Annotated in this window: 2 protein-coding genes; both read right to left on the bottom strand. The window is 71.1% G+C overall.

The genetic code is table 11. The features are described from left to right. Positions 1-6 precede the first annotated feature (6 nt). Positions 7-10,134 carry an SDR family NAD(P)-dependent oxidoreductase gene (locus F0U60_RS24290; RefSeq protein WP_395823775.1) on the bottom strand — a complete coding sequence of 3,376 codons (10,128 nt, stop codon included), beginning with the start codon at positions 10,132-10,134 and terminating at the stop codon, positions 7-9. A 31-nt stretch (positions 10,135-10,165) separates the two neighbouring features. Continuing rightward, the gene (locus F0U60_RS24285) at positions 10,166-16,642 is read right to left on the bottom strand and encodes an SDR family NAD(P)-dependent oxidoreductase (protein WP_395823773.1); all 6,477 of its coding nucleotides are present in this window, start codon (positions 16,640-16,642) and stop codon (positions 10,166-10,168) included. Positions 16,643-16,683: the final 41 nt, after the last annotated feature.

Genomic DNA, 16,683 nt, shown 5'->3' with positions numbered 1-16,683 from the left:
TTCCGTTCAGGACTCGATGAGGTCAGTGGCGGCCGCGAGCTCCGCGTCGAGCAGCTTGCGCAGCTCGGCTTCGGAGAGGGTGTCCAGGTTCTCGGGCAGCTCGGGACCCTGGCGCATGGAGGGACTCGCCAGGGTGGCGGGCACGGGCTCGGGAGTGGTCGCCGTGAACACCTGGCCGAGGATCAGCTCGACGATTGCGTCGACGGTGGGGTTCTCGAAGACGAGCGTGGGCGGCAGGCTGACGCCCACCGCGCGCTGGAGGCGGTTGCGCAGATCCACGGCCATCAGCGAGTCCAGCCCCAGCTCGAAGAGCGGCTTGCGCGTATCGATGGACTGGAGGCCAAGCACCTCGGCGCTCCACTTTTCCACGCCCTGGCGGAGCAGCTCGCGGCGGCGCTTGGGCTGGGACTGCTCGAGCTGCGCGAGGAAGTCACTCTTCTCCGAGGTCTCGCTTCGGGCTGGCGAGGCGTCCCTCATCACGGGCCGCACCTCGCGAGCGAGGGCGGAAAGCACCCTCGGCTCCTCGCCCGGGGCGAAGCGCTCGAGGACACGGGCCCAGCGCGCCGACATCACCCCGAGCCGCGGCACGTCCCTCCGGCCGAGCAGCGCCTGGAAGAGCTGTGCACCTTGCGTGGGAGTGATGAGGTCCACGCCCCGCTCGGCCCAGCGCCGGCTGGCCACCTCCGCGGCCATGCCCGAGCCAGACCACGGGCCCCAGTTGATGCTGAGCGCGGGCAGGCCCTCGGAGCGCCGCAGGTGCGCGAGCGCATCCAGGAAGGCATTGGCGGCGGCGTAGTTGGCCTGCCCCGCCGATCCCACCAGCGACGCCGCCGAGGAGAAGAGGACGAAGAAGTCCAGCGGCAGGTCCCGGGTGAGCACGTGCAGGTTCCACGCGCCCTCCACCTTGGCGGGAAAGACCTCGGCGAAGCGCGGCCACGCCTGCTCCAGCAGCACGCCGTCCGCGAGCACCCCCGCCGCGTGCACCACGCCTCGCAGCGGAGGCAGGGCCTCGCGGATGCGTGCCAGCACTCGCTCCACGTCCTCGCGCCGGGCGACATCCGCCGCCATCACCTCGACCCGAGCGCCAGAGGACTCCAGCGCGTTCACGGCCTCGCGTGTCTGCTCAGCCGGGGCGGTACGTCCCAGCAGCACAAGGTGGCGCGCACCCTGCTGCATCAGCGTCCGAGCCACCTGCAAGCCCAGCGCTCCGAGGCCTCCCGTCACCAGGTACGTGGCGTGGGCCTCCACTGCCGGAGACTCCGGGCCCGTGTCCCTCTTCCGGCTGCGCGCCAGCCGAGCCACATGGCGCCGGCCTCCGCGGAAGGCGATCTGATCCGCCGCCGGATGCGCCAGCTCCGTGAGCAGCCCCGCCGCCCCGTCGCCGGACGCAGTGGGCTCCAGGTCGATCAACCCACCCCAGTGCTCGGGCAGCTCCAGCGCCGCGACGGGACCGATTCCCCACAGCGGCGACTGCGCCACCGAGGAGGACGTCCCGCCCACGGCCTGGGCGCCGCGCGTCACCACCCACAGCTTCGCTCGGGCACCGCCGCTCTCTCCTCGTGCGAGCTGCTGGAGCGCATGCAGGGCAGAAGCCACGGACCGCTCGCGAACGGACCTGAGCACCTCGAGGGTGAGGTTCGCGTTCGCCGGGGCGTCCAGGCTCCACAGGTGCACCACGCCGCGCGGGGACCCACCGGAGCTTCGCAGCGCCTCGAAGAGCCGAGTGAAGTGCTCCGGCCGCGAGGGCGAGACGGTGTAGTGCCCGTTGCTGGAGACGCTCCAGTCCTCGCCCGCGAAGGCAAGCACCGGAGTGGCCCCGGCTGCCGTGAGCTTGTCGGCCAGCGCGGCCCCCGTGCCTCCACGATCCGCGAGGATCAACCACTGTCCCTCCAGGCGACCACCGGCCGGGGCCTCCGAGGGCTGCCACTCCAGCTCGTAGTACCAGTCGGAGAGGCCCTCGAGCGTGGCGCGCACGCGCATCAGCGCCTCGCGGCGAGCGCGCTTGAAGATGAGGTCCCTCCCCCAGGCCACCAAGGCCCCCGACTCGTTGAACAGCCGGAGCTGCCCGCGCACGGTCTCCTTGCCGCTGGAGCCGTCGTCCTCCACCGACACGTGGCACCACAACCGCCCGCCTCGGAAGTCGTGGAAGCGCAGGTGCGGCATGCCGAAGGGCACCCACCCGTCTCCCGTCTCCATGCCCGTCGCCACACCGAAGCGCGCCGCGATGAAGAGCTGGAAGCACGCATCGAGCATGCTCGGGTAGATGCGGTAGTTCGAGGCCTCGTCCCCCGACACCACCTCGGGCAGCTTCATCCAGCACAGCGCCTCGCGCTCCTGGCGCCAGACCTTCTCGATGCACTCGTAGGTGGGGCCGAACTTGAACGCCGCCTTGGGCGAGACGATTCGGTAGAAGTCCTCGCGGGAGATCTCCTCGGTGCAGCGCGCCCGTACCTCCTCGAACGACGGAGAGGCCGCGCCCTCGGTTCCGCCCTCTGGCGCACCGCGCACCTTGCCGCTGACGTGGAGTCGCCAGGCGCTCGCGTCCTGCTCGTCTCCTGCCTTGCAGCTCGAGATGCGGAACGCCGCCTCGCCGGAGCCCTGGGGCGCGAGCACGGTGTGCACCGTGCGCGAGCCCTCGTCCGGGAGGATGAAGGCCTCCTGGATGACCATCTCTTCGATGAGCGAGGGCCCCGGCCCGAGCACCCGCGCCGCCGCGTCCAGGACCATGGAGGCTTCAGTGGGGCCGGACACCACCGCCAGCCCCTGCACACGGTGATCATCGAGCAGCCGAGGCGACTGCACGCTCAGGCAGGACTCGAAGAGAATCTCCTTCATGCCGGGCGAGGACACACGGCGGCCCAGCAGCGGGTGTTCACCCGGACGCGAGGCGGGCGCAGGAGCCGCCGCAGCCTGAGCAACAGGACGAGCAGGAGGTGCGTCGTCGATCCAGCAACGGCGCCGCTGGAACGGGTACGTGGGCAGCGAAATTCGACGCCCCGCCCCGCGCTCCAGGGCCTCCCACCGGGGCTCCACGCCTCGCGCGTAGAGGACCGCGAGGCTCTCTCGCATCTGCTGCCCGTCCTCCTTGCCCTTGCGCAGCGACGGCAGCCACAGGCCATGACCCTCGGGCACGCAGCGCTGCGCCAGTCCGAGCAGCGTCGGCTTCGGGCCAATCTCCACGAAGAGCTCCACCCCCTGCGCGTGCAGGGCACGGATGCTATCGGCGAAGCGCACCGGCTCGCGTGCGTGCCGCCTCCAGTAGTCCGCCGTGAACTCCCGCTGCGCCTGTCCCGTCAGGTTGCTGAGCACCTCCAGCTTCGGCTCCCGGTGCGTCACCTTCGCCGCCACCGCGCCGAACGCCTCCAGCATCGGCTCCATCAGCGGCGAGTGGAACGCGTGCGACACCACCAGCTTCTTCGCCTTGATGCCACCCGCCGCCAGCTTCGCCAACACCGCGTCCACGCCCAGCGCCGTGCCCGAGATGACCGTCTCGCCGGGCCCATTGAGGCCCGCCAATGACACCGCCGTCTCGTGGCCCACCAGCGCGGGCAGCACCTTCTCTTCGGTGGCGAACACCGCGGCCATGGCTCCGCCGCGAGGCAGCTCCTGCATCAGCCGTCCGCGCTCCGCGATGAGCGCCAGGCCCTCCTCCAGGCTGAGCACCCCCGCCACGCACGCCGCGGCAATCTCGCCCACGCTATGGCCCAGCACCACGTGCGGCACCACGCCCCACGAGCGCCACAGCTCAGCCAGCGCATACTCCAGCGAGAACAGCGCCGGCTGCGTGTAGCGCGTCTCGTCCAGCGGCGTGGTCTCTCCGCCCGCTGGGTACAGCACCGACAGCAGCCGCTTCTCCAGCCGGGGACGCAGCAGCTCGTCGCACTTGTCCAGCGCCTCGCGGAAGACGGGCTCTGTCTCGTACAGGCCGCGCCCCATGCCCGCGAACTGCGCCCCCTGCCCCGTGAAGAGGAAGGCCACGCGGCGGCGGCTCGGATCCAGGGCCTCACCCGTGAACACCGCGTCAGGCCGCTCGCCCTCGGAGAACCGCTCCAGCGTCTCCCGCAGCTCGTCTGCCGAGCGCGCCACCACGCCCGCGCGCCGCGCCAGGTGCGAGCGCCCCGTGTTCGCCGATAGGCACACGTCCGTCAGCCGGGCCGCGGGCTCCTGCTCCAGGTACCGCGCATGGCGGCCAGCCAGCTCGCGCAGAGCCTCATCCGTGCGGGCTGACAGCGCCAGCAGGTGCGGCACCTCGTCCTCGGGCGTAACCGCGGTCTCCGCCTCGGCCTGGGCCGGAGCCTCCTCCAGCACCACGTGCGCGTTGGTGCCGATGAACCCGAACGAGCTCACCCCGGCGATGCGCTTTCTCGGCCCCGCGGGCCAGGGCGTGAGCTCGGTAACGACACGCACCGGAATCTCGTCCCAGGAGATGCGCGGGTTGGGCTTCTTGAAGTGGAGGTGCGGAGGAAGCTCCCCGTGCTGCAACGACAACACCACCTTCATCAATCCAGCCACACCCGCGGCCGACTCCAGGTGGCCCACGTTCGTCTTCACCGAGCCCAGCAGGAAGGGCTCCTCGGGCTTACGCCCCTCCGAGAGCACCGCTCCGAGTGCGCGGACCTCGATCGGATCTCCCAGGGAGGTACCAGTGCCATGGGCCTCCACGTAGCCCACCTGCGCGGGCTTCACGCCAGCATTGGCGAGGGCCTCGCGGATGACGGCCTCCTGCGCGGTGCCGTTGGGCGCGGTGAGCCCCACGCTGCGCCCGTCCTGGTTCACCGCCGAGCCTCGGATGACAGCCAGCACCCGCTCCCCCGCCGCGAGCGCGGCCGAGAGCGGCTTGAGCACCAGCAGTCCGCAGCCCTCGCTGCGCACGTAGCCATCCGCAGACGCGTCGAACGTCTTGCAGTGGCCGTCGGACGCCATCATGCGCGCCCGGGACAGGTTGACGTTGGTCTCGGGCAGCAACGTGAGGTTGACGCCACCGGCGAGCGCCACCTCGCACTCACCCGCGCGCAGGCTGCGGCAAGCGGTGTGGAGCGCCACCAGCGAGGACGAGCATGCCGTGTCGATGGCCAGCGCGGGCCCCTGGAATCCGAGCACGTAGGACACGCGGCCCGCCGCCGCGCTCAGCGCGTTGCCCGTGGCGAAGTACGCGTCGATGCGCGAGGGGTCTCCCCGGCGGAGCTGGAGCTGGGCGTAGTCCGTACCGCTGATGCCCACGAAGACACCGGTGCGGCTGCCCGCGAGCCGCGACGGCGCGATCCCCGCGTGCTCCAGCGCCTCCCAGGCCACCTCGAGCAGGAGGCGGTGCTGGGGGTCCATGTTGTTGGCCTCACGAGGAGCGATGCCGAAGAACTCCGGATCGAACTGGTCCACGTCTCGGAGGAAGCCGCCGTGGCGCGTGGACATCTTCCCGGGCGTCTCGGGGTTCGGGTCGTACCAGGCGTCGCGATCCCAGCGCTCCGGAGGCACCTCCACGATGGCGTCGCGGCCCTCGCGCAGCAGTTGCCAGAAGGCCTCGGGGCTGTTCGCGCCACCCGGGAAGCGGCACCCCATGCCCACGATGGCGATGGGCTCGTCCCGCTCAGCGCGGGTCGCCACCGCCGGAGTGGGCGTGGAGGCCGCATCGGGCAGCAGGCGTCCGGACAGGTACGTGGCCAGGGCCTGGATGTTCGGGTGGTTGAAGATGAGCGTGGGAGGCAGGGCCACCTCGCTGCCCACGGCGCGCTGGAGCCGGTTGCGCAGCTCCACCGCCATCAGCGAGTCCAGGCCCATGTCGAACAGGCCCCGGTGCAGCTCGAGAGGCCGCGAGCCATCGAGGCCCAGCACGCGCTCAGTCTCACGACGCACGAAGTCGAGCACCACATCCGCGCGATTGCCGGACGGTGCGGACTCGAGCCGCTTGCGCAGCTCGGACTCCACCACGGGGGCGGGAGCGGGGGCGGCACGCCGCGAGCGCTCGGCCAGTCCCGCAAGCATCGAGGGCACACCGCCCGGCGCGGAGGCGAGGTACTTCTCCCAGTCGATGGGCAGCACCGCCACCTCGGTGGCGCGCCCGGCGGAGAGCAGCCGTCCCAGGAGCGAGAGCCCCTCGGACGGAGCGATCAACGCCATGCCTCGACGGGCCCACCGCTGGAGGCTCCGCTCGTCGAGCGAGGCCGCCATGCCCGCCTCGGCCCACGGACCCCAGGCGATGCTCAGCGCGGGGAGGCCGTTGGCGCGGCGGAGATGCGCCAGCGCATCCAGGAAGGCATTGGCCGCCGCGTAGTTGCCCTGCCCCGGCGAGCCGAGCAGCCCCGCCGCCGAGGAGAACAGCACGAAGAAGTCCAGGGACAGCTCGCGCGTGGCGAGGTGCAGGTTCCAGGCTCCCGCCACCTTGGGCGCGAGCACGCGCTCCACCCGCTCGGGCGTGAGCTGGAGCAGCACACCGTCATCGACCACACCCGCCGCGTGGAGGATGCCCTTGAGCGGCGGCAGCGACCCCTGGATGGAGCCCATGACATGCGCCACGTCCTCGGCACGAGCCACGTCACCCTGGAGCACGGTGACACGAGCGCCCTTCTCTTCCAGCGAGCGCAGCTCGGCAGCGAGCTCCTCGGAGGGGCTCCGCCGTCCCACCAGCACCACGTGACGCGCCCCGCGCTCCACCAGCCAGCGAGCGAGCCGCCGGCCCAGCGCGCCGAGTCCTCCTGTCACGAGGTAGGTTGCCTCGGCCTCGAACCGAGGCGCGGCGGACGGAACCGAGGCACCTGCCTCCAGCCTGGCCGTCCAACGATGACCCTCGCGGAAGGCCACCTGCGGCGCCTCGCGGGAGGAAGTGAGCTCACTGAACAGCGCGGCGAGCTCCGCCTCGGGAGCACCGGGCTCCAGGTCCACCAGCCCGCCCCACAGGTCCGGGTGCTCCGCCGCGACCACACGACCCAGCCCCCACAGAGGGGACTGCGCCACCACCACCGGCGCACCTCGAACAGGCTGAGCGCCCCGGGTAACGAGCCACAGCTTCGAACCCGCCCCCGTCTTCGCGAGCGCCTTCACCACGGCCAGCGCGCCCTGCACCGCCGCGCCAGCCTCCACGGGCACCGCCTGCTCACCGGAGGCGTCCAGGCCATCCAGGTACACCACGCCCCGAGGAGCCGTCCCCTCCGAGCACAACGACGCGAGCTTCCGCTCCAGCTCCTCCGGCGTATGGCTCCCGGCAGGCACCACCGAGCAGGAGGCACCGCCAGCGGTCAGCTTCGCCGCGAGCGCCTCACCCACGCCGCCCCGATCGGTCAGGACGATCCACCGACCCTCCACCGAGCCCGGGGTGTTCGAGACGAGCGTTCCGTCCTCCACCCAGGAGAGCGCATGGAGCCACTCATGCGAGCGCTCGCTCGACGAACGGACCTGCGAACCCTCGCGCCGATCCACCCAGTAGGACTGCCGCTGGAAGGGATACGTGGGCAACGAGACGCGGCGGCGGACAGCTCCGCCCGACAGCCCGCTCCAGTCCACCGGAACGCCCCGGACATAGAGCGCTCCGAGACTGGAGAGCACCTGCCGGAGGTCGTCCTGCCCCTCCCGCAGCGAGGGCACCCAGAGCCCCTCCGCCTCGGGCACGCAGCGCTGCGCCAGCGCGATCAGCGTCGGCTTCGGGCCAATCTCCACGACCACCCGCACGCCCTGAGCGAACAGCGTACGAATGCTGTCGGCGAAACGCACCGGCTCGCGCACGTGCCGCTTCCAGTAGTCCGCCGAAAACTCCCGCTGCGCTTGCCCCGTCAGGTTTCCGAGCACCTCCAGCTTCGGCGCCTGGTGCGTCACCTTCGCGGCCACCGCGCCGAACGCCTCCAGCATCGGCTCCATGAGTGGCGAGTGGAACGCATGCGATACGACCAGCTTCTTCCCCTTCACGCCCTCTGCCGCCAGCTTCGCCAGCACCGCGTCCACGCCGTCGGCGCTGCCCGAGATGACCGTCTCGCCCGGGCCGTTGAGGCCCGCCAGCGACACCGCAGCCTCATGGCCCACCAGCGCCGCCTTCACCTGAGCTTCGGGCGCGAACACCGCCGCCATGGCTCCACCCGACGGCAGCGCCTGCATCAACCGCGCGCGCTCGACGATCAGCTTCAGCCCGTCCTCCAGGCTGAACACTCCCGCCACGCACGCCGCGGCGATCTCGCCCACGCTGTGCCCTAGCACCACGTGCGGCACCACGCCCCACGAGCGCCACAGCTCCGCCAGTGCGTACTCCAGCGCGAACAGCGCCGGCTGCGTGTACTGCGTCCGCGACAGCAGCTCTCCGTCGCCGGGCTCCAGCCCGAACATCACCGACAGCAGCGGCCTGGGCAGCAGCGGGCGCAACAACTCCTGGCACCGGTCCAGCGCCGCGCGGAACACAGGCTCCGACTCGTACAGGCCGCGCCCCATGCCCACGTACTGGCTGCCCTGTCCCGTGAAGAGGAACGCCACCTCGGGCGCCTCGGACTTCTCCAGGCCGCCGCTCTGGACACCCGCGGGCTGCTCGCCGGCAGCGAAGGCCGCGAGCTTTTCGCGCAGCTCCCCGGTGCTCCCGGCCACCACCGCCAGCCGAGTCCCCAGGTGCGCGCGCCCCGTATTCGCCGAGGCGCACACGTCCGCCAACGCCAGCGAGGGCTCTTCCGCGAGGCGCTCGGAATGACGTCCGGCCAGCTCCACCAGCGCCTTCTCATCTCGGGCCGAGAGCGCCAGCAGGTGCGCAGGTCGTCCAGCGGACGCCGGCACCGAGGCGGGCGCGGGCGGCTCCTCCACGATGACGTGCGCGTTGGTGCCACTGAAACCGAACGAGCTCACTCCAGCGACGCGCTTCCCACCGGACCACGGCGTCAACGCCGTGGGCACCGACACCGGCAGCTCGTTCCAGGGAATGTGCGGGCTGGGCTGGTGGAAGTTCAGATGCGGAGGAATCTCCCCGTGCCGCACCGCCAGCACCGCCTTGATGAGCCCGGCCACACCGGCTGCCGACTCCAGGTGGCCGATGTTCGTCTTCAACGAACCGACGAGACACGCCTTGCCCGCCTCACGGCCCTCGCGGAGCACCGAGCCGAGCGCCCGCACCTCGATGGGATCCCCCAGCGAGGTTCCCGTGCCATGGGCCTCCACATACCCCACGTCGGAGGGCTTGAGCCCCGCGTCAGACAGGGCCTCGCGGATGACGGCCTCCTGAGAAGGACCATTGGGCGCGGTCAACCCGGCGCTGCGCCCGTCCTGGTTCACCGCCGAGCCGCGAATGACGGCCAGCACGGTGTCACCACTGGCCAGCGCGTCCGCCAGGCGCTTGAGCACCACCACGCCGCAGCCCTCGCCGCGCACGTAGCCATCCGCCGCCGCGTCGAACGTCTTGCACTTCCCGTCCGGCGCGAGCATCCGCGCCTTGGAGAAGTTGATAGACACCTCGGGAGACAGGATGAGGTTCACCCCGGCGCCGAGCGCCACATCGCACTCGCGGCGGCGCAGGCTCTGACACGCCAGGTGCACCGCCACCAGCGAGGACGAGCACGCAGTGTCCACGGAGAGGCTCGGACCCTTCAGCCCCAGCAGATACGACAACCGCCCGGAGGCCACGCTGTCCGCGTTGCCCGTGCCCACGTAGGCGTCGATCCGCTCGGGGTCCGCGAAGAGGAAGCGCAGGTAGTCGTTGCTGCTGATGCCCACAAAGACGCCGGTGCGGCTGCCCGCGAGCCGATCCGGGGCAAGACCCGCGTGCTCCAGCGCCTCCCAGCTCACCTCCAGCAGCAGACGCTGCTGAGGATCCATGCTCTGGGCCTCGCGCGGCGACACGCCGAAGAAGCGCGCGTCGAAGCGATCCACGTCCTCCACGAAGGCGCCATGTCGCGAGGAGATCTTCCCCGGCGCGTCCGGATCCGGATCGTACAGGGCATCCACGTCCCAGCGACTCAGGGGGACCTCGGTGACGGCCTCGCGCCCCTCGCGCAACAGCCTCCAGAAGGCCTCGGGCCCGCTCACGCCACCCGGGAAGCGGCAACCCAGGCCCACCACGGCGATCGGCTCGGTGCGAGCACGCTCCATGGCCTCCAAGCGGGCGCGCATGTCCTGGACGGCCAGCAGTGCTCGCTTGAGCGCGGGGCTCGCCTCTCCCGTTCCTGATCCGGTGCTCATGTGCTCGTTCTCTCTTCCGGGCCTGGACTCGCTAGTACTTGAGGCGCTCCAGCTCCTCGAGGAGCAGGGCCTCCACCTGTGCTTCCGTGAGTCCGTCCAACGAGGACGGCGTCGCTTCCGCTGGAGCCGCCGGCGTCGTCTCAGGCGGCGTCGTCACGGGTGCATCCGCGGGGACCATGCCCAACAGCAGCTCCGCGAGCGCGTCCAGCGTGGGGTGGTCGAACAACAGCGTAACGGGCAGCGTGCGGCCCACGGCCTTGCCCAACGCGTTGCGCAGCTCCACGGCCATGAGCGAGTCCAGCCCCAGCTCGCGCAGCGGCTGCTTCGGATCCACCGGGCCTCCAAGCTGCAACACCCGCCGCACCTGTTCCTGCAGTTGGGCGACAGCCACACCACGTCGCCGCGAAGGCACCGCCTCCGTGAGCGTCTCCAGCAGCGAGGGCCCCGAGGAGACCGCCGCCGGCGCCTCCACTGTGCGGGAGGAGCGAGAGACGAGCCCGGACAGCGCGGGCGGGACGGCGCCCTGGACGAAGGTGTCCCAGTGCACGGGGAGCACGCCCAGCTGCGGAGACGGCTGACGCATCAGCGCCCCGAGCAGCCGCATGCCCTCGCTCGGAGGGATGAGCCCCATGCCCCGGGCCACCCAGCGCTCGAGCGTCACTCGCGAGGCCATGCCCCCCTCGGCCCACGGGCCCCAGTTGATGCTGAGCGCCGGCAGACCCCGCGCGCGGCGGAAGTGAGCCAGAGCATCGAGGAAGGCGTTGCCCGCGGCGTAGTTGCCCTGCCCCGCCGAGCCCAACATCGAGGCACCCGAGGAGAACAGCACGAAGAAGTCCAAGGGCCGCTCGCACGTGGCGAGGTGCAGGTTCCACGACCCCCGCACCTTGGGAGCAAGAACCCGCTGGAAGCGCTCCCAACCCTGTTGCACCAGCATGCCGTCATCGAGCACGCCAGCCAGGTGGAACACGCCTCGCAGCGGTGGCAGGGAGCGATCGATGTCCGCCAGGACACGGGCCAGACTTGCGGCATCCGCCACATCTCCGGACACCACGCGCACCCGAGCCCCCGCGGCCTCCAGCTCACCGAGCACGGCGCGGGCCTCTTCCGAAGGAGCGCTGCGCCCCATGAGCACCAGGTGCCGAGCCCCCTCCTCGACCAACCACCGGGCGACCGCGAGGCCCAGTCCGCCCAGGCCACCGGTCACGAGGTACGATGCCTCCGCTCGTACCACCGCCTCCGCCGGCTGCGTCAGCACCACCTTCCCAATGTGCCGAGCCTGCGCCATGTAGCGGAAGGCGTCCGGGGCCTGCTCGAGCGGGAAGACACGATGAGGCAGCGGCTTTAGCTCTCCGGACTCCACGCGCGGCATCAGCTCGCGGAAGGCCTCGGCCACCCGGGCCGGCTCGCTGGCGGTGAGCGCATCGAGCGCGAAGACGGCATAGGACACATCCCCGCGCAGCCGAGCCACCTGCTCGGGGCTCCAGATGCCCGTCTTGCCGATCTCCACGAAGCGCCCGCCCGGGGCCAGCACCTCGATGCTGCGTGGGATGAAGTCCCCGGCCAGCGAGTTGAGGACGATGTCCACCCCGCGCCCACCCGTGCGAGCCCGGACTTCATCAGCGAAGCCAAGCGAGCGCGAGTCCATCACGTGCCGGACGCCGAGCGACTCGAGGAAACGACGCTTCTCGGAGCTGCCAGCGGTGGCGAAGATCTCCGCACCGGCGCGCTGCGCGAGCTGCACGGCGGCCAGGCCCACGCCACCGGCCGCGGCATGAATGAGCACCCGATCTCCCGCCTTCATCCGAGCGATACGAGCGAGCGCGAAGTCGGCGGTGAGGAACGCGATGGGCAGCGTCGCCGCCTCCGCATCACTCATCCACGAGGGCCGCCGAGCGACGAAGTCCGCACGCAAGGTGGCATGGGTGGCGAAGCACCCCGGAGGCATGGCGATGACTGCGTCCCCAGGCGCGAAGCCCTGAACGCCCTCGCCCACCGCCACCACCTCACCGGCACACTCCAGTCCGAGCGGCCCAGCATCCCCGGGGTACATGCCGAGGGCGTTGAGCACGTCACGAAAGTTGAGGCCGGTAGCGTGCACGCGGACTTCCACCTCACCGGGACCCGGTGGGCGGCGGGTGATGGGCTCCAGCCGAAGGCCCTCGAGTGTGCCGCGAGACGCCACCTGGAGCCGGACCGGCGCGGGCTCGGCGACGGGGTGGGCGCTCTCGGGACGAGCCACCAGCCGCGCCACGAAACGCTCCGGACCGCGCAAGGCCACGCGATCCTCGACACCTCCCGCGAGCAGCACGTCGGCAAGCGCCCGAGCGGACTCTTCCTCGGAGCCCGCAGGATCCAGGTCCACCAGCGAGGAGCGCCACTCGGGGTGCTCGGCCGCGAGCGCCATCCCCATGCCCCACAGAGGCGCCTGCGCCACCGCCACGCCCGAGCCCTCCACGGGCTGAGCTCCGCGCGTCACCAACCACACGCGAGAACGCACCGCGCTGCGAGCCAGCGCCTGTACCAGACGCAGCGTGCCGCCACAGAGCCGCGCCTCGGCCGCATCCAAAGCCTCGGCCGAGAGTGACTCGGACGAGGGCATGTCCAGCGCCTCCAGGGAGACCACTCCCCACGACGCTGTGCCGGAGCGCAGCGGCTCCAGGACCTCTTGCTCAGGAGGAACGAGCACCACCCGCTCGCCTCGCGCCTGGAGTGCCTCGGCCAACCAGGTGCCGAGCCCCTGTGGATCGCCGACGATGAGCCAGCCTCCGAGCTTCTCCTCGAGAGCGGGAGCCGGAAGCGTGGCGCGTTGCCACTCCAGCGCGTACAGCCACTGCTCGCGGCTCGACGGCATGAGCGCCTCGCGAGGCGCCCGCTTCGCGCTGAGCCCCACGAGCTCGGCCACCACACGTCCGCCCTCGTCGAGGACCACCACATCGCCCGTGAAGCGCTCCTTCGAGGGCGAGCTTCCCGGACGCAGCACGGCCCGGGCCTTCAGGACCGGGCTCGGAGGCGCGTGGAAGTGGAAGGCCTCGAGGCCGAGCGGCACATAGGCCGTGGAGTCGAAACCATCCACGAGCCAGGTAGCCCCGAAGAGCTGGATGCACGCGTCGATGAGCGTCGGGTGCAGCGAGTAGTGCCGCGCATCCGTGATGGAGGGAGGACAGTGCAGCTCGCCCCAGGCCTCGCCCTCGCGGCACTGGATGCGTTTCAGCCACTGGAAGCCCGGCCCGAGCGCGATGCCTCGCTCCAGGACGTTCTGGTAGAAGCCCTCGGGCGAGATGTCCTTCAGCTCCGGAGTGCTGGCACCAGGCACCTCGGCCACGCGAGTGACACGGCGGGCAGTCCCCGTGGCATGGAGCACCCACGCCGGCTCCTCAGCGTTCCCTGCCTCACGACTGTAGACGCGGCAACCCGCGCCCGACCCCTCGGGGCTCCATACGAGTTGCAGGGCCCGCGTCTCGCTGTCCCCCAAGCTCAACGCCCGCGGGAACGTCACGTCCTCGATCGAGCACGGCCCAGGCCCCAGCACCTGAGCCGCCGCGCAGAGCATCATCGCAACGTGACTCGCACCGGGGACGACGACGGTGCCGTAGATGCGGTGATCATCCAGGAAGGGCAGCGAGTCGACGGAGATCTCGCTCTCGAAGATCTGCTCCTTGAGCGCGGGCGAGCGCACCCGGCGACCGAGCAGCGGATGCAGTCCAGAGGTCCGCGTGGACAAACGGCTCGCACGAGGCGGCTTCACCCAGTGCGTCTGCCGCTGCCACGGGTAGGTGGGCAGCTGAACGCGGCGCCGTGCCGCTCCGGACTCCAGCGCGACCAGGTCCACTTCCGCGCCCTGGACCCAGAGGGCCCCGAGCGCCGACAGCAGTTGCTTCCACTCGCCCTGCCCCTCCCTCAGCGAGGCCACCCACTCCGGGCCCCCCTCCGCCACGCACTGCTTGCCCATCCCCAGCAGCGTCGCCTTCGGGCCCACCTCCACCACCACGTCCACCCCGGCTTCCACCAGGGCCTTCACTCCTTGAGCGAAGCGCACCGGCTCCCTCACGTGCCGTCGCCAGTACTCCCCTCTCGTCACCTCCCCGGCCTCCGCCACCTTCCCCGTCACGTTCGCCACCAGCTTCAGCTTCGGCTCCGCGTACGCCACGCCTCCCGCCACTCTCCCGAAGGCCTCCAGCACCGGCTCCATCAGCGGCGAGTGGAACGCATGTGACACCACCAGCCGCTTCGCCTTCACCCCCTCCGCTGACAGCTTCGCCAGCACCGCGTCCACACCCTCGCCACTTCCCGAAATCACCGTCTCGCCCGGCCCGTTGAAGGCCGCCAGCGACACCCGCGTTTCCTGGCCCGCGAGCGCCGCCTTCACCTGCGCCTCGGGCGCGAACACCGCCGCCATGGCTCCACCAGCAGGCAGCCCCTGCATCAACCGCCCGCGCTCGGCGATCAGCTTCAGCCCATCCTCCAGGCTGAACACTCCCGCCACGCACGCCGCGGCGATCTCGCCCACGCTGTGCCCCAACACCACCTGCGGCTCCACGCCCCACGAGCGCCACAGCTCCGCCAGCGCGTACTCCAGCGCGAACAGCGCCGGCTGCGTGTATTGCGTCTGCGACAGCAGCTCCCCGTCTCCTGCCTCCCTCCCAAACATCACCGACAGCAGCGGCCTGGGCAGCAGCGGGCGCAATACCTCCTGGCATCGGTCCAGCGCCGCGCGGAACACGGGCGCCGTCTCATACAGCTCGCGGCCCATGCCCACGTACTGGCTGCCCTGTCCCGTGAACAGGAACCCCACGCGTGGCTTCTTCCCCCGCGCGACCTGCCCTCGCACGACGCCAGCGCGCTCTTCCCCTCCGGCCACCGCCTCCAGTTTCTCGCGCAGCTCCTCATGGGATGCCGCGACGATCGCCGCCCGGTGCACGAAGCGCGCGCGCCCGGTATTCGCGGTGAAGCACACGTCCGCGATGGATCGCTCCGGGTGGGCGGCCACATCGCGCGCATACCGCTCGGCTATCCGACGCAGCGCACCCTCGTCTCGCGCGGACAGGGTCAGCAGGTGCTGCGGACGGGGTGTGGCCTCTACCGGTAGCGGCTCGGTGGGTGGCGCCTCTTCCAACAGCACGTGCGCGTTCGTCCCACTCAGGCCAAAGGAGCTCACCCCCGCGACGCGCAGCCCTTCCCCAGCCGGCCACGGCGTCAGGGCGGTGGGAACCTTCACGGGCAGCTCGCTCCACGGAATGAGCGGGTTGGGCGTGTGCAGGTGCAGGTTGGGAGGAACCTCCCCATACCGCACCGCCTGCGCGGCCTTGATGACACCCGCCATGCCGGCCGCGGTCTCCAGGTGCCCAATGTTTGTCTTCACCGCGCCAACGAGCAATGGGCGCTCCTGGGAACGCCCAGCCCCCAGCACTCCCGCGAGCGCCTCCACCTCGATGGGATCTCCCAGCGAGGTGCCAGTGCCATGGGCCTCGACATAACCCACGCGAGACGGCTCCAGCCCGGCGTTCTCCAGCGCCGCGCGGATGACGGCCTGCTGGGCCGGGCCATTGGGCACCGTGAGCCCGCTGCTCGCGCCGTCGTGGTTCACCGCCGAGCCGCGGATGACGGCCAGGATGGTGTCACCATCGGCCTGGGCATCGGACAGGCGCTTGAGCACCAGCATTCCGCAGCCCTCGCCGCGCACGTAGCCATCGGCCGCCGCGTCGAACGTCTTGCACCGCCCGTCCGGAGAGATCGCCCGTGACCGGGACAGGTAGACGTTCACCTCGGGCGAGAGGATGACGTTCACGCCACCCGCCAGGGCCATGCGGCAGTCCCCCGCGCGCAGGCTCTGACAAGCCAGGTGCAACGCCACCAGCGAGGACGAGCACGCCGTGTCCACCGTGAGGCTCGGCCCCTGCAACCCGAGGACGAACGACAGACGCCCCGCCGTGAAGCACAGGCCCGCGCCGGTGCCGCTGTAGACATCCAGGGACTCCACATCCCCGGCGCGCAGGTGCAGTTGCGAGAAGTCGTCCAGCCCCACGCCCACGAACACCCCGGTCCGGCTCCCGCCGAGTCGATCCGGTGCCACGCCCGCGCGCTCGAGCGCCTCCCAGCCCACCTCCAGCACCAGCCGCTGCTGCGGATCCATCGCCGCGGCCTCTCGAGGCGAGATGCCGAAGAAGCCCGGATCGAACTCCTGCAGCCCGTCCACGAACCCACCGCGGCGCGTCAGGATCTTCCCCCGAGCCTCCGGATCCGGGTCGTACCAAGCGTCGAGGTCCCAGCGGTCCTTAGGCACCTCGCGGATGGCATCCAGGCCCTCGCGCAGCTGCCGCCAGAAGGTCTCGGGGTCCTCGGCGCCGCCGGGGAAGCGGCAGGACATGCCGATGAGGGCGATGGGCTCGCGCCGGGAACGCCCAGCGGCTTCGAGCTCTCCCTGTAGCTTCTTGATCGCAAGCAACGCGTTCGTCAGTCGGGCGCGATGATCCATGTCGGGGAGAGTGGGCGAGCGAGTCAGGAGTTTCACTCCCTACGCATCTGTGCAGTTTAGGTCAATTGGAGACCCGG

Source organism: Archangium minus, from assembly GCF_044360475.1.
In the GTDB taxonomy this organism is placed as follows: Bacteria; Myxococcota; Myxococcia; order Myxococcales; family Myxococcaceae; genus Archangium; species Archangium minus.
Note: the sequence above shows the minus strand (reverse complement) of the source record. Positions and strands in the feature narration are given on the sequence as shown.

Excerpts from the sequence above, each read along its gene's own strand:
- F0U60_RS24290 (WP_395823775.1), bottom strand. The coding sequence starts at position 10,134 with ATGAGCACCGGATCAGGAACGGGAGAGGCGAGCCCCGCGCTCAAGCGA.